The organism is Pseudomonas sp. 18.1.10, assembly GCF_024655625.1.
In the GTDB taxonomy this organism is placed as follows: Bacteria; Pseudomonadota; Gammaproteobacteria; order Pseudomonadales; family Pseudomonadaceae; genus Aquipseudomonas.
On the sequence record NZ_JANLGL010000063.1, the window covers coordinates 1 to 22,280 of the forward strand.

Annotated in this window: 18 protein-coding genes; 7 read left to right on the forward strand and 11 right to left on the reverse strand. The window is 61.8% G+C overall.

Annotation, left to right across the window (positions count from 1 at the left end; all coding sequences use genetic code 11):
• Nucleotides 1-175: 175 nt before the first annotated feature.
• Complete coding sequence (locus NUV89_RS13265; RefSeq protein ID WP_122485268.1) at nucleotides 176-373, forward strand: PA3496 family putative envelope integrity protein; 198 nt, start codon at nucleotides 176-178, stop codon at nucleotides 371-373.
• Here NUV89_RS13265 and NUV89_RS13270 read toward each other — a convergent pair.
• Nucleotides 303-1,277 carry a LysR family transcriptional regulator gene (locus tag NUV89_RS13270; protein ID WP_257781674.1) on the reverse strand — a complete coding sequence of 325 codons (975 nt, stop codon included), beginning with the start codon at nucleotides 1,275-1,277 and terminating at the stop codon, nucleotides 303-305. The two genes, NUV89_RS13265 and NUV89_RS13270, sit on opposite strands and share 71 nt — an antisense overlap.
• A 196-nt stretch (nucleotides 1,278-1,473) precedes the next feature.
• On the opposite strand from NUV89_RS13270, the gene NUV89_RS13275 reads away from it, so the two are divergent.
• Together NUV89_RS13275 and oadA are read left to right on the forward strand one after the other, a co-directional pair.
• Entirely contained in the window at nucleotides 1,474-2,889 is a 1,416-nt protein-coding gene (locus tag NUV89_RS13275) for an acetyl-CoA carboxylase biotin carboxylase subunit (RefSeq protein ID WP_049710865.1), read from the forward strand.
• Between the two features lie 11 nt (nucleotides 2,890-2,900).
• Nucleotides 2,901-4,709, forward strand: a complete 1,809-nt coding sequence (gene oadA, locus NUV89_RS13280; RefSeq protein ID WP_017739020.1) for a sodium-extruding oxaloacetate decarboxylase subunit alpha — start codon at nucleotides 2,901-2,903, stop codon at nucleotides 4,707-4,709.
• 121 nt (nucleotides 4,710-4,830) lie between these two features.
• Here the strand turns inward: oadA and NUV89_RS13285 are convergent, their stop codons facing one another.
• Nucleotides 4,831-6,114 (reverse strand): autotransporter domain-containing protein, encoded by a 1,284-nt coding sequence (locus tag NUV89_RS13285; protein WP_257781675.1) that lies wholly within the window; start codon nucleotides 6,112-6,114, stop codon nucleotides 4,831-4,833.
• Between the two features lie 269 nt (nucleotides 6,115-6,383).
• On the opposite strand from NUV89_RS13285, the gene NUV89_RS13290 reads away from it, so the two are divergent.
• Nucleotides 6,384-7,709, forward strand: a complete 1,326-nt coding sequence (locus NUV89_RS13290; RefSeq protein ID WP_257781676.1) for a type II toxin-antitoxin system HipA family toxin — start codon at nucleotides 6,384-6,386, stop codon at nucleotides 7,707-7,709.
• Nucleotides 7,706-7,984 (forward strand): helix-turn-helix domain-containing protein, encoded by a 279-nt coding sequence (locus tag NUV89_RS13295; protein ID WP_257781677.1) that lies wholly within the window; start codon nucleotides 7,706-7,708, stop codon nucleotides 7,982-7,984. Before NUV89_RS13290 ends, NUV89_RS13295 begins: the two co-directional genes overlap by 4 nt.
• 3 nt (nucleotides 7,985-7,987) lie before the next feature.
• On the opposite strand, the gene NUV89_RS13300 is transcribed toward NUV89_RS13295, so the two are convergent.
• Both NUV89_RS13300 and NUV89_RS13305 read right to left on the reverse strand, forming a co-directional pair.
• The gene (locus tag NUV89_RS13300; protein ID WP_257781678.1) at nucleotides 7,988-8,809 is read right to left on the reverse strand and encodes an amino acid ABC transporter permease; all 822 of its coding nucleotides are present in this window, start codon (nucleotides 8,807-8,809) and stop codon (nucleotides 7,988-7,990) included.
• Complete coding sequence (locus NUV89_RS13305; RefSeq protein ID WP_257781679.1) at nucleotides 8,806-9,627, reverse strand: ABC transporter substrate-binding protein; 822 nt, start codon at nucleotides 9,625-9,627, stop codon at nucleotides 8,806-8,808. The genes NUV89_RS13300 and NUV89_RS13305 overlap by 4 nt, the downstream gene beginning before the upstream one ends.
• Before the next feature lie 113 nt (nucleotides 9,628-9,740).
• Between NUV89_RS13305 and NUV89_RS13310 the strand changes: the two genes are divergently transcribed.
• Nucleotides 9,741-10,637 (forward strand): homocysteine S-methyltransferase family protein, encoded by an 897-nt coding sequence (locus NUV89_RS13310; protein ID WP_257781680.1) that lies wholly within the window; start codon nucleotides 9,741-9,743, stop codon nucleotides 10,635-10,637.
• 130 nt (nucleotides 10,638-10,767) lie between these two features.
• Here the strand turns inward: NUV89_RS13310 and NUV89_RS13315 are convergent, their stop codons facing one another.
• The 3 genes from NUV89_RS13315 to NUV89_RS13325 are packed head-to-tail and all read right to left on the reverse strand — an operon-like array spanning nucleotide 10,768 to nucleotide 12,543.
• The gene (locus tag NUV89_RS13315; protein ID WP_257781681.1) at nucleotides 10,768-11,451 is read right to left on the reverse strand and encodes a GNAT family N-acetyltransferase; all 684 of its coding nucleotides are present in this window, start codon (nucleotides 11,449-11,451) and stop codon (nucleotides 10,768-10,770) included.
• 10 nt (nucleotides 11,452-11,461) lie between these two features.
• Nucleotides 11,462-11,908: a GNAT family N-acetyltransferase gene (locus NUV89_RS13320; protein ID WP_257781682.1), complete on the reverse strand. Its 447-nt coding sequence runs from the start codon at nucleotides 11,906-11,908 to the stop codon at nucleotides 11,462-11,464.
• Entirely contained in the window at nucleotides 11,905-12,543 is a 639-nt protein-coding gene (locus NUV89_RS13325; RefSeq protein WP_257781683.1) for an FMN-binding negative transcriptional regulator, read from the reverse strand. The genes NUV89_RS13320 and NUV89_RS13325 overlap by 4 nt, the downstream gene beginning before the upstream one ends.
• Nucleotides 12,544-12,630: 87 nt before the next feature.
• Between NUV89_RS13325 and NUV89_RS13330 the strand changes: the two genes are divergently transcribed.
• Nucleotides 12,631-14,166 (forward strand): PLP-dependent aminotransferase family protein, encoded by a 1,536-nt coding sequence (locus tag NUV89_RS13330; RefSeq protein WP_257781684.1) that lies wholly within the window; start codon nucleotides 12,631-12,633, stop codon nucleotides 14,164-14,166.
• 37 nt (nucleotides 14,167-14,203) lie between these two features.
• Here NUV89_RS13330 and NUV89_RS13335 read toward each other — a convergent pair whose 3' ends face one another.
• The 4 genes from NUV89_RS13335 to NUV89_RS13350 all read right to left on the reverse strand — a co-directional run bounded on the left by NUV89_RS13335 (nucleotide 14,204) and on the right by NUV89_RS13350 (nucleotide 22,208).
• A complete protein-coding gene (locus NUV89_RS13335) occupies nucleotides 14,204-15,295 on the reverse strand; it encodes a polyamine ABC transporter substrate-binding protein (RefSeq protein WP_257781685.1) in 1,092 nt (363 codons plus the stop codon).
• A complete protein-coding gene (locus NUV89_RS13340) occupies nucleotides 15,292-16,332 on the reverse strand; it encodes a histone deacetylase family protein (RefSeq protein WP_257781686.1) in 1,041 nt (346 codons plus the stop codon). The genes NUV89_RS13335 and NUV89_RS13340 overlap by 4 nt, the downstream gene beginning before the upstream one ends.
• 122 nt (nucleotides 16,333-16,454) lie before the next feature.
• Nucleotides 16,455-17,447, reverse strand: a complete 993-nt coding sequence (locus NUV89_RS13345; RefSeq protein ID WP_257781687.1) for an AraC family transcriptional regulator — start codon at nucleotides 17,445-17,447, stop codon at nucleotides 16,455-16,457.
• Nucleotides 17,448-17,504: 57 nt separating this feature from the next.
• Nucleotides 17,505-22,208: a dermonecrotic toxin domain-containing protein gene (locus NUV89_RS13350; RefSeq protein ID WP_257781688.1), complete on the reverse strand. Its 4,704-nt coding sequence runs from the start codon at nucleotides 22,206-22,208 to the stop codon at nucleotides 17,505-17,507.
• Between the last annotated feature and the right edge of the window lie 72 nt (nucleotides 22,209-22,280).

Consider the following 22,280-nt stretch of genomic DNA (forward strand, 5'->3'; position numbering starts at 1 on the left):
TACATCTTTGACTGACACTCCGTCTTCGCGAGCAAGCCCGCTCCCACACAAGCCAGCTCCCACACTTGGATTTCCTACAGATCAGGAAGATTCATCGTCCTGTCATCCCCGCGCCGCCAAACCGTAACCCCCAAAGCCCATCCTGAACTCCCGTACTCGCATTGGGAGACTCGAAATGGCCCGTCCCTACGAAGACAGCAACAGCGCCGTCAAAACCCGCCGTCAGCAGGAAGACCAGCGCCGCATGGCGTTCCGTCGCGCAATCGAAGACCGTTGTGAAGAACGCCAATTGCTCCAGAGCATCAGTGACTACCCGGAACTGCATTGGCAGGCACCCGTGGCAGCCCAGCGAAACGCTCAGCCAACACGCTGATCTGCGCCCGTTCGCTGCGGATAAAGCCCAGGAACGCATGGGCCACCGGTGACAGGCGCTTGGCCTTGGCCTGCACCAGGCACCAACTGCGGTACAGCGGCAGCTCTTCCACCGGCAGCTCCTTGAGCCCGCCGCTGGCCAGTTCCAGGTTCACGGCGTGGCGCGTCAGCAAGGCCACGCCCAAGCCTGCGCTCACGCATTCGCGCTGGGCCTCGGCCGATGACACTTCCACCGTCTGGGTGAAGTGCACACGTTTCTCCTTGAAGTACTCCTCGCAGGCCATCCGCGTGCCGGAACCCTGCTCGCGTACCAGCAGCGTGTAAGGCTCCAGGTCTTGCAGGCGCAGTGGGCCTTGCAGGCTCAAGGGATGATCGGGGGGCGCCACCGCGACGATGGGGTTGTTGAGGAACGGCAGGAATTCCAGGCCCATGTCCTGGGGCACCATGGACATGATAACCAGGTCGTCACGGTTGTCCGAAAGCCGGCGAATCACCTGGGCGCGGTTGACCACCGTCAGGTGCAGCTGCACTTCGGGATGCTGGCGCTTGAACGCGGCAAACAGGTGCGGCACGAAGTACTTGGCGCTGGATTCAATTGCCAGCTTCAACTGGCCTTGCAGCGAGCCTTGCATGTCCGACAGCTGCATATCGAGGTTTTCCAGGCGCCCGAAAATGTCCCGGCTGGCGCGCTGCAAGGCTTCGGCGGCCTCGGTCATGTAGAGCTTTTTGCCGACGTAATCGAACAATGGCTGGCCGATCAGCTCTTCCAGCTGGCGTATTTGTAGGCTAACGGCAGGTTGTGTGAGGGACATTTCCTCGGCAGCACGGCTGTACGAGCGCAAATCGCACACTTCATTGAAGATCTGCAATTGACGCAATGTCATACGCATCAATGACTTACGCATTTTTATAGTCCTTTCGCCCGAGGCCGACCGGCCAACTATAAGTCTTTACTTATGCACGACCCAATAATTATTGATTTTTGTTAATCCCTCCACGGGCTTAGTGTGTGTCTCGCGACTGTCATGAAACATTTGGTCACGCGCCGACCCGGGTCTAGCGGGTCGAAGAACGCAGCAATCGGCTCAAGGGAATTTCCAAGTGATAAAAAAGATCCTGATCGCCAACCGTGGTGAAATTGCCGTACGCATCGTGCGTGCCTGCGCCGAGATGGGCATTCGCTCGGTCGCGGTCTACTCCGACGCCGACCGCCATGCGTTGCACGTCAAGCGTGCCGACGAAGCCCACAGCATTGGTGCCGAGCCCCTGGCCGGTTACCTGAACCCGCGCAAGCTGGTGAACCTGGCGGTGGAAACGGGCTGTGATGCGTTGCACCCCGGCTACGGCTTCCTGTCGGAAAACGCCGAACTGGCGGACATCTGCGCCGAACGTGGGATCAAGTTCATCGGCCCGTCCGCTGAAGTGATCCGCCGCATGGGCGACAAGACCGAAGCGCGCCGCAGCATGATTAAGGCCGGCGTACCGGTGACCCCCGGCACCGAAGGCAACGTCGCCGACATCGCCGAGGCCCTCACCGAAGGCGACCGCATTGGTTACCCGGTGATGCTCAAGGCCACCTCCGGTGGTGGCGGTCGCGGTATCCGTCGTTGCAACAGCCGCGAAGAACTTGAACAAGCCTTCCCCCGTGTTATTTCCGAAGCCACCAAGGCCTTCGGTTCGGCGGAAGTGTTCCTGGAAAAATGCATCGTCAATCCCAAGCACATCGAGGCGCAGATCCTCGGTGACAGCTTTGGCAACGTGGTGCACCTGTTCGAGCGCGATTGCTCGATCCAGCGCCGTAACCAGAAGCTCATCGAAATCGCCCCCAGCCCGCAGCTGACCCCGGAACAGCGCGCCTACATCGGCGACCTGTCGGTGCGTGCCGCCAAGGCCGTGGGCTACGAGAACGCCGGCACCGTGGAGTTCCTGCTCGCCGAGGGCGAGGTGTACTTCATGGAGATGAACACCCGGGTGCAGGTGGAACACACCATCACCGAAGAAATCACCGGGATCGACATCGTCCGTGAGCAGATCCGCATCGCCTCGGGCCTGCCGCTGTCGGTGAAACAGGAAGATATCCAGCACCGTGGTTTCGCGTTGCAGTTCCGCATCAACGCCGAAGACCCGAAGAACAACTTCCTGCCCAGCTTCGGCAAGATCACCCGTTACTACGCCCCCGGCGGCCCCGGCGTGCGTACCGACACGGCGATCTACACCGGCTACACCATCCCGCCGTTCTACGACTCCATGTGCCTGAAACTGGTGGTGTGGGCGTTGACTTGGGAAGAAGCCATGGACCGCGGCCTGCGTGCCCTGGATGACATGCGCCTGCAAGGCGTGAAGACCACCGCCGCCTACTACCAGGAAATCCTGCGCAACCCGGAATTCCGCAGCGGCCAGTTCAATACCAGCTTCGTGGAAGCCCACCCTGAGCTGACCAACTACTCGATCAAGCGCAAACCCGAAGAGCTGGCCCTGGCCATCGCCGCCGCCATCGCCGCCCACGCAGGCCTGTGAGGAATACAACAATGTCCAAGAAAATCTTTGTCACCGACACCATCCTGCGCGACGCTCACCAATCGCTGCTCGCGACCCGCATGCGCACTGACGACATGCTGCCGATCTGCGACAAGCTCGACAAAGTCGGCTACTGGTCCCTGGAAGTCTGGGGCGGCGCGACCTTCGACGCCTGCGTGCGCTTCCTGAAAGAAGACCCGTGGGAGCGCCTGCGCAAACTGCGCGCCGCGTTGCCCAACACCCGCCTGCAAATGCTCCTGCGCGGCCAGAACCTGCTGGGCTACCGCCACTACAGCGACGACGTGGTCAAAGCCTTCGTCGCCAAGGCTGCAGTGAACGGTATCGACGTGTTCCGCATCTTCGACGCGATGAACGACGTGCGTAACCTGCGCGTGGCCATCGAAGCGGTGAAAGCTGCCGGCAAACACGCCCAGGGCACCATCGCCTACACCACCAGCCCGGTGCACACCGTCGAGGCGTTTGTGGCCCAGGCCAAGCAGTTGGAAGCCATGGGTTGCGACTCCATCGCGATCAAGGACATGGCCGGCCTGTTGACCCCGTACGCCACCGGCGAACTGGTCAAGGCGCTGAAAGCCGAGCAGACCCTGCCGATTTTCATCCACTCCCATGACACTGCTGGTTTGGCCGCGATGTGCCAACTCAAGGCCATCGAAAACGGTGCCAGCCACATCGACACCGCCATCTCCAGCTTCGCCTGGGGCACCAGCCACCCGGGGACCGAGTCGATGGTCGCCGCCCTTAAAGGCAGCGAATTCGACACCGGCCTGAGCCTGGAACTGCTGCAAGAGATCGGCCTGTACTTCTACGCGGTGCGTAAGAAATATCACCAGTTCGAGAGCGAATTCACCGCGGTCGACACCCGTGTGCAAGTCAACCAGGTGCCGGGCGGGATGATTTCCAACCTGGCCAACCAGTTGAAAGAGCAGGGCGCCCTCAACCGCATGAGCGAAGTGCTGGCCGAAATCCCGCGTGTGCGTGAAGACCTTGGCTTCCCGCCACTGGTCACGCCGACGTCGCAAATCGTCGGCACCCAGGCGTTCTTCAACGTGCTGGCCGGCGAGCGCTACAAGACCATCACCAACGAAGTGAAGCTCTACCTGCAAGGCGGCTACGGCAAGGCACCGGGCACGGTGAATGAGCAACTGCGTCGCCAAGCCATCGGCAGCGAAGAAGTGATCGACGTGCGCCCGGCCGACCTGCTCAAGCCGGAAATGACCAAGCTGCGCGGCGAGATCGGCGCGTTGGCCAAGTCCGAAGAAGACGTGCTGACCTATGCCATGTTCCCGGACATTGGCCGCAAGTTCCTCGAAGAACGCGACGCCGGCACCCTGGCGCCGGAAGTGCTGTTGCCGATTCCCGAGGCGGGCGGCGTGGCGCGTGCCGGTGGCGAAGGCGTGCCGACTGAATTCGTCATCGACGTGCACGGTGAAAGCTACCGCGTGGACATCACCGGTGTCGGCGTGAAGGCCGAAGGCAAGCGCCACTTCTACCTGTCCATCGACGGTATGCCCGAAGAAGTGGTGTTCGAACCGCTCAACGAGTTCGTCGGCGGCGGCAGCAGCAAGCGCAAGCAAGCCACGGCGCCGGGCCATGTCAGCACGGCGATGCCGGGCAATATCGTCGACGTGCTGGTCAAGGAAGGCGACGTGGTCAAGGCCGGCCAGGCCGTGCTGATTACCGAAGCGATGAAGATGGAAACCGAAGTGCAGGCCGCGATTGCCGGCAAGGTGACCGCCGTTCACGTGGCCAAGGGCGACCGGGTCAACCCTGGCGAAATCCTGATTGAAATCGAAGGCTGATCCAGCCTTCGACACGACCGTTTAATCCTCGGGGGGGCAGGTGCCCTCCTTTTTTTTGCCTGATCGTTCCCACGCTCCGCGTGGAAACGCCGCCCCGGACGCTCCGCGTCCCGCTCTAGAACTAGAACCTTATTCGCCACTGGCCCATCAAGCCCTGGTTGCTGCTGTGGGTGCCGTTTTCGCCGAGGTAGGCCAGGCCGACGGTGTGGTTCGAGGACAGCGCCAGGTCCAATCCTGCCTGCAAGCTCAGGCTATTGCGGTCCAGGGAGGTGCCCTGAATGGTGAAGTCGTCAATGCCGCCATGGCGAAAGGACTGACGCACGCTGCTCTCGACATCGCCATAGAGGTGTTTCCAGCCTGCACTCAAGTGTGGCGTGAGGCTCATCTGGTTATCGAACCGAATCTGCTTGGCCAGGCGCAGGCCAACGGTGCTGCTCAGGTTTTGCTGGGTCTGTGCATCGACATTCAGCGCTGCCGGCCCCCCTTGCTCCCTGAAACTGTCCCGGCTGTAGCGCTGGTAACCCAGCCCGGCAAACGGCTCGATGCTCAGGCTGCCAGTGCCCAGTTGGTAGCCCACTTCACTGAACACATTTTGGCTGGTGGCGTTGTAGCGGCCCTTGAGCGTGTCCTTGTAACTGAGGATCTCGATGCCGCGCCGATTCTGCCCGGCATGGCTGCTGTAGATCGCCCCCAGGCGCAGCGCCAACGGACCGTCCTGGCGCACGGCATAACCGCCCAGGTGCCAGCTGTCCAGGTCAGCGGCAAAGCGCTGGGTGTCGAAGCGGCTGCTGGACTTGGCCCCCAGCACACCGACCCGCCATGCATGATCGACTGCCCAGTCGGCGCCCATGAGCACGCCCTGGTTGGCCGTGTTCAGGCCGGCGGTGCCGCGCTGGCTGTCGAGGCCGCCTTCACTGCCGAGGTTTTTGACCCAGAAGTGGCCATCGGTGTCGGTGGGCAGTTCGCGCAGGGTCGAGAGCACGCGGCTGCTGAGCTGTTGCGTGGTGTTCTGGGTTGCCGCCGCCAGGTTGGCGTTCTGGCTACCGGCCAGTTGTTCAAGTGCTGCGCCGAAGCCATTGGGCTGGCTGACAAGTTCGGCGTTGAGTTTTTCCAGCGCCTTGAGTTGTTCAGAGGTCAGCTGGCCAGACTCCAGCAGGCGAACCAACGCCGGCTCCAGCACCTTCGCCACCTGCCGGCCATTGTGTGTGCTGGCTTGGCGGATGATATAGCCGTCGATGGGCGCGGCTTCAATTGTCGGCGCATACGCCCAGTCGTCATCCAGCGCGTCGTAGGGGTGTGGCCAATAGGGCATGTATTCGATGTCGCCGCGTGCTTGAGCGTGGGGAAGGCTGGCGGCTACCGCGAGGCTGATGAACAGTACGATTCTGCGGGGGGTTATGGGCATGAATTCCCGACCTCTTGTGGATGAGGTCGGGAATTTAGCGAGATGGCGGGGGGATAACTGTCAGGGCAAGGGCTCCCGGTTTGCGGGAGTTGTCTCTATTGATCTGCAATTGGCATCATCTGCATTTTATTGCGTAAAAATGCGCAATGAACTCGCATATATGCATTTTAATGCAATCCAGGAATATGCCAAGCGAAGTTATCTGCACTATATTGCATTGCAGCAATGCCTATTTGACTTGAGAACGCATTAAATTGCAGGTGCACCCCATGCTCAACCTGACCTTGCAGATCTACACCGAAGGAAAATGGCAGGACGCAATGCTGCTGACATTCGATACCCCGCAACAGGGCTTCGAAAGTCGCTGCAGCTTTGGTTATGACCAACGCTATCTGGTCGATCATCTCGACGACCTCGGCACGCCCTTCGCGACGGCGGTGAGTGCAGGGCTGCCTTTGCAATGGGAGGGCTGCCGAATGCAAGGTGCCCCGGCTTTTCTCCACGACATTGCACCAGCAGGCGCCGCCAAGCGGTTTCTGATGGCCCATATTGGCCAGGAAAAGCCGGACGGCATCAGCGCCGACCTGTTTTTACTGATGCGTAGTACGCCTGCGCCCATCGGCCATATGCGGATCAAAGAATCGGTTGCCGCGTTGGACAGTCGCCCACCCATGGGTTTTTCACGTCAGGAGGTGATCCAGCGGGACAATCGTTTCCTGGAGTACGCCTACGAACAGGGCGCTGCCATTGGTGGCGCCACCGGGGCGGGAGGGGAAGCGCCGAAGCTGCTGCTGACGGAAAACCAGCACGGCCTGCTGTTCCCGGATGCCGTGTTGGATGACGAGCAGGTCCGGCAACACTGGTTCGTGAAATTTGCGCGCAACAAGGGCACGCAGATCGACCAAGATATCCTGCGCAGCGAGTACCACTACTACAAAGCCTTGCAGGTCTTGGGTATCGACACAGTGGCGGTGCAAGGATTGGCCTTGGAAGAAGCCAGCAAGCCCAGCCTGTGGATGCAGCGTTTTGATCGAGGCGTCGACCACCAGGGCGTTGAGCGCTACGCGGTGGAATCCATTTACTCGGTGTCTGGCGTCACTGTCCCAGGCAGCGCCATGGGGCATCGGGAGGTTGTTGAGCGACTGGTCGGGTTATGGGCGCAGGCAGGGCAAGCCCATGAAGTGCCGGAACTGGTGGCCGAATACCTGAGGCGTGATTTGTTGAACAAGATCCTTGGCAACTCTGACAACCACGGGCGTAACACCTCAATCATTCGCCACGCCAGCGCCTTGTGCCTGGCGCCTATCTACGACTTGGCGCCCATGGTGATGGACGACGAAGGGATCACGCGCACGACAAAATGGCCCAAAGAGTTGGAGCGCGCAGGCGAGGTGGACTGGCGCGGTGTATGTCATCTTCTGGGTGATTTGGCCGACAGCCAGGCACTGTTCGAAAACCTCAGGGCCGACGCGCAACAGCTCTTGGCACTGCCCGACATCCTGAGTGCCAGTGGCTTGCCAGCGGTGACGATGAACCATCCCGCCATCGCCCTGAAAAACCTGCCGCAACGCCTTCAAGCATGGGGATTGAAATGAGCCTGACCATTGAAGAGCGCACTGTGCTGATCGACAGCATCCAGGCTGCATTGGCCGAGGGTACGCTGCAAGTCGGCGAAGCCGTGCGCCGCCTGCGAACCGAAGTCACAGGCTTGCATCAGAGCCAGTTCGCCAGAATGTGCAAAATCTCTGTGCGCACCCTGGTGCATATCGAGCACGGCGAAGGCAACCAGACCCTGAAATCATTGAACGCTGTATTCCAACCGTTCGGCCTGCAAATGGGCGTGGTCAAGCTGCGCCGTCACTACAACTGAGCATCAGCTACGGCGCACATACCCCTTGCCATAATGCCGTTCCATCCGCGCCTGGATCAGTTCAAGTCCGAGGGACAGCACCCAGTAGATGATCGCGGCGGTGGTCAGCATCTCGATATAACGATAGCTCGACCGACCGTAGGATTGCGCCAGGAACATCACTTCCCACACGCCCATCACCGAAATCAGCGACGAGTCCTTGAGCATCGAGATGAACTGGTTGGTCGCCGGCGGGATGATGGTGCGCATGGCCTGGGGCAGGGTCACGTGCCAGAAGATCGCACTGTCACGCATACCCAGCGCCAGGGCCGCTTCGCGCTGGCCGTGGGCGACGCCGAGGATGCCGGCGCGGAAGATTTCGCTCAGGTAAGCGCCATAGTTCAGCGACAGCGCAATGATCCCGGCGACGATGGCACCCGGCACCAAACCCAACTGTGGCAGGCCGAGGTAGATCAGCAGGATCTGGATCAGCAGCGGCGTGCCGCGAAAGAACGACGCGTAGAAGCTGGCGATGCCAAAGGCCACGGCGCTTTTCGACAGGCGTCCCAGCGCGGTGATGAAACCCAGCACCGACGAAATCACGATGGAGCACAGGCACAGGAACAACGTCAGCGCCGCGCCTTGCAGGAAGCCGTTGGGCGCCAGGTGCAGGCCGACCAGGTTGGGCAGCTTGTCGAGGATGATCGAGAACTTCAGGTCAAAGCTCAGGAAGAAACTGGCGAACAGGCAAAACAGCGCCGCCCAGGTGAGGTACAGCCGCGTGCGAAAGCCAAAGAGCCGTGGCTTGACCACTGGCGGCTTTGGGGGAGTAGGAAAAGCAGTCATTGGCTGATGTCGGCACCGATCCATTTTTGCGAGAGCTGGCTCAAGGTGCCGTCCTGTTTCAGCTGGGCGAAGACTTCACGCACCTTGCTGTCCCACTGCGGGTCGCCTTTCTCGATGGCCACCGAGTTGGGTTCCGAATACAGCGCCGCGCCAGCGAGTTTGAAGCGCTTGTCTTCGCTCAGGCGCGGTTGGGCGGTGACCAGGTTGGTGAGGATCGCATCCAGGCGCTTACCGGCGCCGAGGCCGAGGTCCTGGAAGGCCACGTTGTCGGTGTCGTACGGGGCGATCTGCACGTTGTCGAACGGGTACTGCAACTGGGTGTCTTCGGCGCCTTCGATCACCAGGTTTTTGTTCAGGTAGCTTTCATAGCTGGAGGCACTGGTGAGGCCGACTTTCTTGCCGCTCAAATCCTTGGCGCTGTGGATGCGCTCATCCGTGGCGTTGACCACGATCACCGCCGGCGACGCGTAGTACTTCACCGGGAAATCAAATACCTCGGCGCGGGCCTTGCTCGGGGTCATGGAGCAGATGCAGATGTCGTAGCGCCCGCTCCAGTGGCCGGCGGCGATCACGTCCCAGGATGGGGTTTCCAGGCGCAGCTTCACGCCCAGCTTTTGCGCCACCGCCTTGGCCACATCGACGTCGAAGCCATCGAGCTGGTTTTGGTCATTGAGGAATGAGAACGGCGGGTAGCTTTCCATCAGCACGCCCACCAGTTCTTTGTTTTTCTCGACGCGGTCCAGCGTGGTACCGCCGAAGGCTTGAGTGGAGGCAGCCAGAATCGTCAGGCCCAGGGCCAGCAGCGGTTTTAGTTTCACGAGTCGCACCCACGTAAAAAAACAGTTGTTATGAACAGAATTGAACGTATTAAATAGTTATAATAACGACTCTCATAGTGAGTTATTTTCATAAGCTTATGAGTAAAAAGCATATGGCCACAGCAACAGTGATTCTCGATGGCGGCATGGGCCGTGAACTGCAACGCCGTGGCGCGCCGTTCCGGCAGCCGGAATGGTCGGCGCTGGCGTTGAGCGAAGCGCCGCAGGCGGTGGAAGCGGTGCACGCGGCTTATATCCAAAGTGGCGCGAACGTCATCACCAGCAACAGCTACGCGGTGGTGCCATTTCATATCGGCGAGGCGCGCTTTGCCGCCGAAGGCCAGGCCCTGGCGGCGCTGGCCGGTGAATTGGCGCGACGTGCCGTGGACGCTTCCGGCAAGGCCGTGCGGGTGGCCGGCTCGCTGCCGCCGCTGTTCGGTTCGTACCGCCCCGACCTGTTCGAGCCGCAGCGCGTCGCCGAATTGCTGACGCCGCTGGTGCAAGGCCTGGCGCCGTTTGTCGACCTGTGGCTGGCGGAAACCCAGAGCTCCATCGCCGAAGCCCGCGCCATCCAGGCCGGGCTGCCAAAGGACGGCAAACCGTTCTGGCTGTCGTTTACCCTCAAGGACGAAGACACCGACGACGTGCCGCGCCTGCGCTCCGGCGAGCCGGTGGCGGACGCGGCCGCAGCGGCGGCGCAGTTGGGGGTGCAGGTGTTGCTGTTCAACTGCAGCCAGCCGGAAGTGATCGGTGATGCGATTGATGCCGCGCGTCAGACGTTCGAACGCCTGGGCGTGCAGATTGAGGTGGGCGCCTACGCCAACGCGTTCCCGCCGCAGCCCAAGGAAGCCACGGCCAACGATGGTCTGGACCCATTGCGCGATGACCTTGATCCACCGGGTTACCTGCATTGGGCGGCGGATTGGCAGGCGCGTGGTGCCAGTCATCTGGGCGGTTGCTGCGGGATTGGGCCGGAGCATATTGCGGTGTTGGCGCAGAAGCTGGGGTAGCAGAACCAATCCAAATCCAAAGGTGTGAGCTGGCTTGTGTGGGAGCTGGCTTGCCTGCGATGGCGGTGTGTCAGTACCCGATGTGCAAGCTGACACACCGCATTCGCGGGCAAGCCCGCTCCCACAGGGGTTAGGAGTTGGCTGGGAGGCGGCACTCGGCCAGGGTTTTCACCTGGCCCGATTCCGTCTGATTACCTTGCGACAACCACACCTCAAACCCCGCCCCAACCGTCGGCCATTCCGCGTCGATGATCGAATACCACGCCGTATCGCGGTTCTTGCCCTTCACCACCGTGTGCTGGCGGAACACGCCCTCGAAGCTGAAGCCCAACCGTTCTGCCGCGTACTTGGAGCGGCCATTGGCGTTGTTGCACTTCCACTCCAGCCGACGATACCCCTGCTCAAACGCATGCTTGGCCAGCAGGTACACCGCCTCGGTGCTTTTCGGCGAGCGCTGCATCGGCGCACCAAAGGTCACGTGGCCGATTTCGATGCGGCCTTGCTCGGGCACGATGGACATCAGGCTGAGGATGCCTTGTACCTGGCCGGTGGCGCGGTCGATCACGCTGAAAAAGTACGGGTCGCTGTGGGCCGCGTGATTGTTGAGCCAGTCATTGAACGCGCTGCGCTCCGGGAAAGGTCCGTAAGGCAGGTAGTCCCACAGCTTGGGGTCGGCGTCGGGGCCCTGGAGTGCTTGGAACAGATCGTCGCCGTGGCGCGCCGGGTCGAGCTTTTCCAGGCGGATAAAGCGCCCTTCAAGAAGTTGCACGGTGGGGGCCGGGACGCCTTTCCAATCGGCGAGGGAAGTGGACATGCTGCGCTCCTTAAAGACCTTTGCGAAATTGGATGAAACCGGGACGTTCGGCGATGCGTTCGTAGAGTTGAATGGCCGTGGCGTTGGTCTCGTGGGTCAGCCAGTGCACCTTGCAGCAACCATCGGCCTTGGCGGTGGCGTAGACGAACTCGATCAGCTTGCGGCCCACGCCGGTGCCGCGTTGGCTCGGGTCTACCAGCAGGTCCTGCAGGTAGCAGGAATTCTCGATGCTCCAGTTGGAACGGTGATAGATGAAGTTGACCATGCCCACCGCCTTGCCGTCCTGCCAGGCCAATGCCGAGTGGGTGGGCTCGCTGGCGTCGATCAGGCGCTGCCAAGTGTTTTGGCTCACCGCGTCCGGCAGTTCGGTGTTGTAGAACTTCAAGTACGCCTGCCACAGCGGCAGCCACGCGGCATGGTCGGCGGCGGTGACCTGGCGGATATCGATCGGGCTCATTCTGCAACTCCTTGGGGAATCAATTGGCCGAGGGTCTGGTCGCGCACGTCCTGGCTGGCGGCCAGGCCTGCGCGCACTCCAGCCATGTCGGCGGGGCTTCGGTTTTGGCTGAGCTTGCGCGTGCCGATCAGGCGCGCCATCGGCAGGGCAAAGCCGACGATGGCCTTGAGCATGCCGTCAATGTAGCCGGCCGGGGCATCGCTGACTTTCCACGGTTGGGCGCGGGTGCCTTCATGGCGATCTGTCAGCCCAGTGACGACCGCCAGCAAACGCTCGGCATCGTTGAACACTTCGGCTTTGCCGTAGGCATGTACGGCGATGTAGTTCCAGGTGGGCACGACTTTGCCGTGCTCGGCCTTGGCCGGGTAGAACGCCGGGCTGATGTAGGCCTCGGCGCCGGCAAAGATCACCAGCGCTTCGCTGCCATTTTGCAGGTCGCGCCACTGCGGGTTGGCCTTGGCCAGGTGCCCGTAAAGCGTGCCGTTCGGGCCTTCCTCGGGGTTGAGCAGCAGCGGCAAGTGGCTGGCCAGCAGGCCCTGTTCGCCAAAGGTCACCAACTGCGCCAGGCGCGTGTGCTGGATCAACTGATGCAGTTCGGGCAAGTCATCGAGGGCAAAGTCGCGGGGTGTGTACATGGAAATAGTCCTTGGCGAATGCCTGCATCCTAGGCAGGCTAATGGCTCGTTGAAAGAGCCATCTGGCACCCATTTCATAGGTCCAATATGTCGCCCATTACGCCGCCGTTGTCCTTTAACCCTGCGGGCATCGAACTGGATCGCCGTCAGGGACTGACGCGCCAACTGTACGAAGCCTTGCGCCAGCGGGTGCTGGACGGGCGGCTGGTCAGCGGCACGCGGTTGCCCGCCAGCCGCGACTTGGCGGCGGCGCTGTCGATCTCGCGCAACAGCGTGGTGCGTGCCTACGATCAGCTATATGCCGAAGGCTTTACCGAAAGCCGTGTCGGTGATGGCACCTATGTGGCACAACTGCCCACGGCAAAAAAACTATCCACAAAAGTATCCACAGGCTTACACACAGGCTTATCCCCAGCCTTATCCACAAAATGGTCGGATTTGCCGGAAGATCTGGACGATGAAGTTATCCACAGCGGCGGATTGGCGCGGATAAAAACCCACCATTTGTCACAGCCTCCAGCGGGGCCGCCTCGGGCTTTTCGCGTGGGTGTACCAGCATTCGACCTGTTCCCGTTTGAGGTATGGGCCAAGCTGAATGGGGCTTTCTGGCGCAAGCCAGATCTGGAGCAACTGTGTTATGGCGACCCGGCGGGGGATGCGCGGCTGCGCAGTTTGATCGCGGCTTATTTGCGCAGCTCCCGTGGCATGCAGTGCGCGGCTGAACAAATAGTGATCACCAGTGGCGCGCAGCAAGCGATTAGCCTTTGTGCACAGTTGCTGGTGGAGCCCGGCGACGGCGTCGCTGTGGAAAACCCGGGCTACCGCGCGGCAGGCCATGCGTTCGCCCTGGCAGGGGGGAAATTGCACGGCGTGCCGGTGGATGGCGAGGGTATCGACTGCCAGGTGCTCAACGCGCTGGAAGACTGTCGTGTGGCCTACGTCACACCGTCCCATCAATACCCGCTGGGGGTGGTGATGAGCCTGGCGCGGCGCCTGGAATTGCTGGCCTGGGCCGCGCGCACGGGCGGCTGGATCATCGAGGACGACTACGACGGCGAGTACCGCTACAGCGGCGCGCCGCTGTCCCCGCTGGCGGCCCTGGATCGCAGTGGCCGGGTGCTCTACGTCGGTACGTTCGGCAAGGTGGCGTTTCCGGCGTTGCGCCTGGGCTATCTGGTGTTGCCGCCGGGTCTGGTGGACGCGTTTTCCCGGCGCAGGGCCGTGGACATGCGCCACTCCGAAGTCAGCACCCAGGCGGTGATGGCCGAGTTCATGGCGGCCGGGCACTTCCAGCGGCACATCCGCCGTATGCGCCGGGCGGCGTTGAGCCGGCGCAATGCCTTGCTCGCCGGTTGGCCTTGCGGGCTGCCTGGGATGGGCGAGTTGCCCAATGTGGCGGCGGGGCTGCATATGACGGTGCGCGTGGACAGCCTGGCCCGCGAGCAGCAGTTGCTGACGCAGGCCCACGCGGCGGGGGTCGAGATCAACGGCTTGAGCAGCTATTGGCTGGCGCAATCGACCACGCCCGAGGACCAGCGTGCCGGCTTGGTTTTGGGTTTTGCGGCGGTGCCTGAGGCTGACATCGCCGAGGCACTGGCGCAGTTGCGTCAGGCTTGGCGTTAAAAACCAGCAAGCGCAAAAAGGAACCTGTGTTCGCCCATCAGGTGCCGGATTTGATCTTGGTCCAGGCCCGCGTCCGTGCCCGCTCCGCATCTCGCGCCAGCGGCTTCAAGGTGTACAGCGTAGCCATCGCCGCCTCGGTCGGGTACAGGTTGGGGTTGTTGCGAATCGCCGGGTCCACCAGCTCGGTCGCATCCTTGTTCGGGTTCGGGTAGCCGACAAAATCACTGATCGGCGCGATCACCTGGGGTTGCAGCAGGTAGTTGATGAAGGTGTAGGCGTCCTGCGGGTTTTGCGCACCTTTGGGGATGGCCAGCATGTCGAACCAGATCGGCGCGCCTTCCTTGGGCAGGCGCATGTCCACGGTCACGCCGTTCTTGGCTTCCTTGGCGCGGTTGGCGGCCTGGGAGAAGCTGCCCGAGTAACCCACGGCCACGCAGATGTCGCCATTGGCGATATCGGCCATGTACTTGGAGGAGTGGAAGTAGGTGATGTACGGGCGGATCTTCATCAGCAGCGCTTCAGCCTTGACGTAATCCTTGGGGTTGCTGCTGTTGGGGTCCAGGCCCAGGTGTTGCAAGGCCAGCGGCAGGATCTCCGAGGGCGAGTCGAGCAAGGCCACGCCGCATTGCTTGAGCTTGCTGATGTTTTCTTCCTTGAAGATCAGGTCCCAGCTGTCCACCGGCGCGTTCGGCCCCAGCACGGCCTTGACCTTGTCCGGGTTGAAGCCGATCAGGATGGTGCCGTACATGTAGGGCACGGCGAACTTGTTGCCGGGGTCGTTGGCTTCGATCAGCTTCATCAGCTTGGGGTCGAGGTGGTTCCAGTTGGGCAGCTGGCTGCGGTCCAGGGGCTGGAACACGCCGGCTTCGATCTGCTTGGCGAGGAACACGTTGGACGGCACCACCACGTCATAACCGGAGTTGCCGGTGAGCAGCTTGGCTTCCAGGGCTTCGTTGGTGTCGAAGATGTCGTAGACCAGTTTGATCTGCGGGTTCTGCGCCTTGAAATCGTCCAGCGCCTTGGGTGTGATGTAGTCGAACCAGTTATAGACCTTGAGGGTTTTCTGTTCGGCCTGGGCGGCACCGCTCACGACAGCGGCGCAAAGGGCGAGGGTGGTGAGCAGCTTCATCGGGTAGCTCCTTGTTGTTCGAAACCTTCGAGCACGTTGACGGCGTTGATGCCGATTTCTTCTACCGCGTAGCCGCCTTCCATCACGAACAGCGTCGGTTTGCCCAACCGTGCGAGGCGCCGGCCCATGGCCAGGTAATCCGGGCTGTCGAGCTTGAACTGCGAGATGGGGTCGTCCTTGAACGTGTCCACGCCCAGGGACACGACGATGATGTCGGCGTTGTAGCGTTCGGTTTGCTTGCACGCCTCGTCGAGGGCTGCGCTCCACGGCTCCCAACCGGAGCCGGCGGGCAAAGGATAGTTGAAGTTGAAACCTGCCCCGGCGCCTTCGCCCAGTTCATCGGCATAACCGAGAAAGAACGGAAACTCCGCTTCCGGGTGGCCATGGATCGAGGTGAACAGCACGTCGCTGCGTGCGTAGAAAATCGACTGGGTGCCGTTGCCGTGGTGGTAGTCGACGTCGATGATCGCGACCTTTTTGTGGCCCTGGTCGAGAAACGCCTGGGCGGCGATGGCGGCGTTGTTGAGGTAGCAATAACCGCCCATCAAGTCGCTGGCAGCATGATGCCCCGGTGGTCGGCAGAGGGCGAAGGCACTGTGGGCGCCTTGTTGGATCGCCTGCTGCGCGGTGAGGGCTACTTGCGCCGCACTGTAGGCGGCTTGCCAGGTGCCGGCGGTGATGGGGGCGCCGCCGTCGAAGCTGTAGTAACCGAGCTGGCCGTGCAGGCTGGTGGGCAGTACGCGGCGCAACGTGCGGGCGGGCCAGGTGTAGGGCAACAAGTCGCCGTCTTGGCCATGTTCCGCCCAGCGGTCCCAGGCGCCTTGGAAAAAATCCAGGTAGCCGCGGCTATGAACGCGTTGCAGTGGCGCCAGGCCGAAGTCTTGCGGCGCCTGGACCGGGCCGAGGTCGCGATCCTTGACCCGTTGCAGTACGTGGTCGGCGCGTGATGGCATTTCGAAGCAGGGCATCAGTTGCCCGTCCATCAGCTCACAGCGTCCGTGGTGCAGGTGGTGATCGTCGGAGTAGATCGTCAGCATGGGTGCTCCCCGCAGGCTCGTTGTTGTGCCTGGCAGTGTTGCGGCCCGCGCACATCATGAGAACGGCAGGAGCGGCCAGAAGGGGATAAATATGGCCAATGGTGTTGACCGTAATTCGCCCGTCAATGGCGCATAAGGCTGGGTGCCACCCCACTCCAGCGCACAAACGCATGGCGGAAACTCGCGGTCTCGCTGAAGCCCAATTGCTCGGCGATCCGGTGAATGGGCAGTCGATCTTCTGCCAGCCACAGCTTGGCCTGCTCAAAACGCAGCTCGTCGAGCAATTGCTGATAGCTGCAACCCAAGGCGTGCAGGTGTCGGCGCAGCGTACGTGCAGAACACTTCATCTGCGCCGCCAAGCCGTCCAGGCCGGGGGCGGCGTGCAGTTGGTCGGCGAGCAATTGGCGCACACGGTTGAGCCAAGCCTGGCGCCCGGTGAACTCGGCGTTCAGTTTGCGGCAGCGCTCGGCCATGGCGCGATGGGTGATGGCATCTGCCAGGGGCAGGGGCTGTTGCAGCCAGTGCCGGTCAAAGGCAAACCCGCTGGTGCTGGCATCGAATTGCAGCGGGCAATCGAACCGCTCGGTATAGCGGGCGTGGTAGTCCGGCGCCGGGTAGTCGAAGCGCGCCTGATGCAGAGGCAGCGTGCGGCCGAGCAAGTCATCGCAGATAACCTTCATCGACACCAGGCAAAATTCCACATTGAACGCTGCCAGCGCCGGGCTCTCCCGATAGTCGCCAGCGGTCAGCCAGACCTGCGCGCCGTCCTCCACCAGGTTGAGCTCGAAAAGTGTTCCCAACAGCGCCGGGTAGCGCAGCGCCAGGTGCAAAGCGTCACCTAAGGTGGCACTGGTGAGCAGGGCATAACCCAGCAGGCCGTAGGACGAAACGTGCATGCGCTGGCCCAGGTCCAGGCCAATGTCGCGGTGCAGGGCCACGGCATTGGCGCACACCCGCAGCTCCTGGCAGGTGGTGATGCGGGTGTCGGCATGGCTCAGGTCGGCGATGCCAATGCCGCTGCCAGCGAGCAATGTCTCGCTGGGCAGGCCACGGTCCTTGAAGGTCGCCAGGACCAGGGACACGGCGTTGAGGGTGGTGAGGTGCGAATGCAACATGGGCGGCCGACGTCAGAGGGGTAGCGCCCATGCAGCAAGTTGTGTGCCGCGCTGGGCTTATTGGTCCAGTTGCCAGAAACGCCACCTGGATTTGGCCTTGGAGACTTCAAAAAACATGTCCTGGGCCGATTTCAAGCTGATTTCGCTGCGCAAGTAGGCGAGCCTTTCCACTTCATTGGCGCTCGAGATGGAGGCGGAGTCGCTGCCCGCACTCTGTTCCTCCACGGTCTTCAGGCGGCCGGATACATAGCGCTCGGTCGATATCCATGACTCGGTGTAGTGAAATTGCGCGTACCAGAGGATGTCTTTGGTCGTCCGATCGCGAATCAGGTATTCATCCAGGAACAGCAGCTTGGGGGCTGTGGTGAGCGGTTCGCGCAGCTTGGTCTGGGTGATGGTAATGGCGTTGTGACGCTTGAGCCACGCGACGCCGGCCGCGGTCGGGGGGGCGTCTCTGAGCACCCTCAACATATGTGCATCGCTACGCTTGAACAGGTCGTTTTCCTGGGTTTTCAGCGCTTGCTCGACGAACTTCGCCGAGGCGACATCTTTCGCGCTGGCTTCGCCTTGCGCGAGTGCGTGGTTAATGATGTTGCGGGCGCTTTCCAGCTCATAGGCCTGCTGGTGAAACAGGTACTCGATGCCGCTGGCGGTTCGTTTCGGCGTGGTGGCAAGGCGTTCTGCACGCTCGAGGAAGGCCGGCATGTCGTCCAGTAACGCTTGGCCCTCACTGGCGGCGGTGAACACCTCCATCGTCGGGGTTGCCGGTGCGGTTGCCCAGTGCCGCAGCCATATGCCGCCCTTTTCGCGATAGGTGGCGACCACTTTTTCCGTCACTGGCGAAATGATATCCACCAGGCCGGTGTCTTGCCCCGTCCAGTCCAGGCGCGGCTTGCCGATGAGCAGGCCTGCATGGCGAGTGCGGATAATTTTCCGTTGCAGGGGGGCCGCAGCGGGCATCGGTTTGCCGCGGCGCCGTACTGCTTCTCGTTCGGCGCTCACCAGCGACAGGTTGTTCGTGGTGTCTTTGGCGAACCGCTTGAGCTGCTCACGGAGCGCCTGGACGTTTGCGCCCCGGGCATACTCGGAATACTGCGATGAGAAGTCTTCCAACTGCTCGTCGAGCATTTGGAACTGCTCGACCAGGTGATTCAAGATATCGATGCGCTCGTCCAGGCGCGATTCGCTGCGTTCGTACACGGTATCGCGCAGCCCCAGGACGGCGAGGTCGGCGGTGTCGACGATCCGATCAAGGCTTTTCCAGGCTTTGGCTTGACTGACCGTGCTGCTTGCGGGCAGGCACAGGTTGCGGGCCATGGTCACCTGGATCGATCTGACATCGACGCTGTTATAGGCCGGCATGTCCCGTTGGATCTCCTTGCGCAGAATGGCGCCGTCTTCGCCCAGTTGGTGCAGCTCATCGAAGCGCGTCTCCATGTATTCCAGGTGCTTGAGCATTTCCGCGCACAGGTCGTTCATCAGCCGGGCATCATCGATATAGCGTTCTTGAGGCGTTTGGGCCTGGCGCACGATTTTCGGCAGCATCTCCTGCATGCTCGGGGTGAACCGAGTGCCGGTCTCCCGGATGCCATTCAGGGTCATGGAGGTCTGGTTTTTGACAAATCGCAGGGCCCTTTCTGCGTATTTGGGGGAGAACTCATGGACGCTCATTTGCTTGAGCCCCTGCAATGCCGTTTCGTACGTGCGGCAGATGTTTTTCAAGGTCCGCAGATAGGCCCGCCGGTTAGTCTCGGCCAGCGCGCCGGAGGCGGCGGCGGGGGCTCCTTCCATTGCGCTGTGGGCGTCTTCCAGGTTTTGTTCGAGGCCTTTCTCAACCTCGTGGAAATCGCTCAGTTGTTTTTTCAGCTTGGAAACACGCTGTTCCGCCAGGTGGGTGGCCTTGCGGGCCAGCACGATCGGCCCGCCTCCGCGCAGGCGCAGGCGCGTGTCGATGAACCATTGGCCCTGCCGGTTGTGTATCAAGGGCGGGCCGGTCCGCAGGGGGTCAGTGGGGTGGACAATGATGGCTCGGTCATTCTCATCCACCTGTACTTCGAACCAGCGCTCACCCACCGGTACGTAGTATTTCTGACCACTGGGATACAGGTGACGGTGAGGCCCCTCGGTACTGATCTGCTCGCCCAAGGTCTCGGGCTTGCTGACCTTGAAGTTGTCGAGCACCGCGATCAGTCGTGCAGGCGTGTTGCTGAGGGCGCCGCTGGTATGCAGCGGGCGCGGATGGGTGTACGGCAACTGTTCGGGGGCGAGGGTGGGCAGTTGAGTGATGGTGAGCGGTTCTACCTTGGGCGCAGTCAGCGGCGGGGTGGGGTGGGGCTCGGATGTCTCGGGTTCGGCCTCTGTCTCTGCCTCTGCCTCTGCCTCGGTCTTGATGGACGGACGGGGCGCAGTCCGGGTCGCCGCATGCAAGGCAATGGCCATGCCGAGGTTGAGCAGCAGGTCGGACAGCGCGGCCCAGGGTGATTGGCGGGAGGGGTGCTCCTTGGCGTCCTTGAGTGCCTCCAGTTGGTCCATGATCTGCCACACCCAGGCTGCGGTGTTCACGGTGCGCCCGAGGAAGGGCAAGACCCCGTTGAATATTGCCCAGCCCGCGCGTTTGAGCGTGGCCCAGCGGGCTTCGGCATTCGACACGGATTGACGGTCGGCCAGGGTGACCAGGGCATTGGCATTGGCGGTGTACAGCGCGGTGAACAGGTTGCCGTCGATGGCGTCGCCGCCCAGCTTCAGCGGCCCGCTCAGGCTGGCGAGCTTGAGTGGGTTGGTGGCGACTTCGGCGACTGTCCAGGGCGATGGGATCTTTGTCGGGAAGATGTAGTGGCTATAGTCGTCGCGCACGTCATCGGGCAGCCAGGCCAGCACCGATTCGCGCAGGTCGGGGGACTGCTGGATGGCGTACACCAGGTTGGCGGGCGAGGGGTATTGGGTCAGGGGTTTGTCGAGCAGTGGCCGATACAGCAGGCACGGCCCGCTGGCCAGGTCTTGCGGGCCGATGACAAACATATTGGCCACGACATCCGGGGTTCGGTTCAGGCGCAGGCTGGGTAACAACGCCAATGGGCGCACGACAATCGTCACGTCATCCACCTGCCGGTCGGCTTTTTCCGGTTCCATCGCCGCTACCACGAACCGATAACCCCGTTCATCGATCCCGGCTTCGCGGCGGATCTTGGCTTGCAGCGCCAACAGCGGCAGTTGGATGCCCAGGTGGTAGGCGTAAAGCGTGCTGCGGCGGTCGGCTTCTGCGGGGTCGTCCAGCAGAGTGCTTTTGATCAATCGAGTGTAGGCGCTACCGATGTCGATGCGGCTGATCAGTTTCTCCAGGTAGTCAACGGTGAGCCATTCGGGCAGTGCCCGCTTGGGGTTGTAATCAAGGCTCTTGAGGCCCAGCTGCACGCCAATCAAATTTTGCAGGGCCAGTTGGCTCATGCTGTAGAGGGTCGTATCGAACTGCCATGGCAAGGGGAACAGCCCCACGACCACAGGGCTTTGGACCTTCAATTGGAGGGTGTCCAGCGATAGGTAGGCCGCATCGGGATGATCCTTGCGGATTTCTGCTTCCAGCCTGTCCAGGGCGTATTGCTCAATGGGCGTAATGCCCTCGTCGTAACTCCTGCCCTGGTAGAAGGTGTTCAGGGCCGACAGGTCTTTCATATAGCGGGAGTAGCTGTTCATGTCTGAGATCGACGCATCTGCAAGCCAGTCGGGAAGGGCTTGCTGCAACCAGTCGATATCCTGCCCTGGGCTCTTGCCGTAAGGCACGGCGCCGGGCGGACCTGCCAGGGCCAGCGGGCTGGTGCCTTGGCCGCGCAGGTCGGAAAAGTCGATGGCACCGATGGCTTCAATCTGCATCGTCACCAGGGTGCAGGCCAGGTAATCGAAGAAGTCACCGTCTGGCTCCACCAGGCGCCACTGGATTTTCTTGTGGGTGATCGCGGTGTCCAGCAGCAGCGGCAGGTCGTTGCCCAGGGCCTCGAGCGAGGCGTATTTGCGAAAGCCCAACAGCATCGAGTGGGCGAGGATGACCTCATGCTTGTCCTGCTTGCCGATCACCACGCTGACCAGGTGCTCATTGAGGTGGGTGACGTTGCCTTGGTCATCGATCTGATCGACGTCCAGTACATACGCGTGAGTGCCAAAACTGTCGGTGGGCGCTCGTTTCGCCAGCTCGGGGGCCTGGGCCACTTGACGTGCCATCTGGCAATCTTCATCGGTCCAACCGCGTATTTCGCTGAGGTTCCAGAGGTCGCGCAGTACCACGGACAGCTCGTGCCAATGCGGGCCGCTGCCGCCCACGGTCTGGTCCCAGAACGCCAACTGCTGCTCCTGATAGCCGCGGATCATCACCGGCGCCAGCACATTGATAATCAGGGCAATGTCTTCAATGCGCACGGCCAGGTGCACAGGCGGTTCGGTGAGCGGTAAGGGCGTGAGAAAGTGAATGCCGTCGATAAACAGGGACGGCACGGCCAGTACTGCCTGCCGCGCCAGGATGTCGGTGAGCGCCTGGTAGTGCGGGGGCTTGGCGACAATCTCGCCGTGGACGATCTCCCAGCTTGGCGTGCCGACCATGACGACGTCCGGGTCGATATGCAGGTTGGGATAGCGTTCTTGTAATTTCAGGCGTAACAGGTACGCGGCCACCTCGCGAAAGGCCGGGCCGATGGCCAGTTGGTTGATTAATGAAGACGTGAAGCGAGCGCGTGGGGTGCGACGCGGTGATGCGCTGGTGACGACGGGAGGCATGGGCATTCCTGATGTGCGTTAGCAAGGACAACCACCTGGAGGTGGGTGGTTGCCATGCTAGAAAGCGCTCAA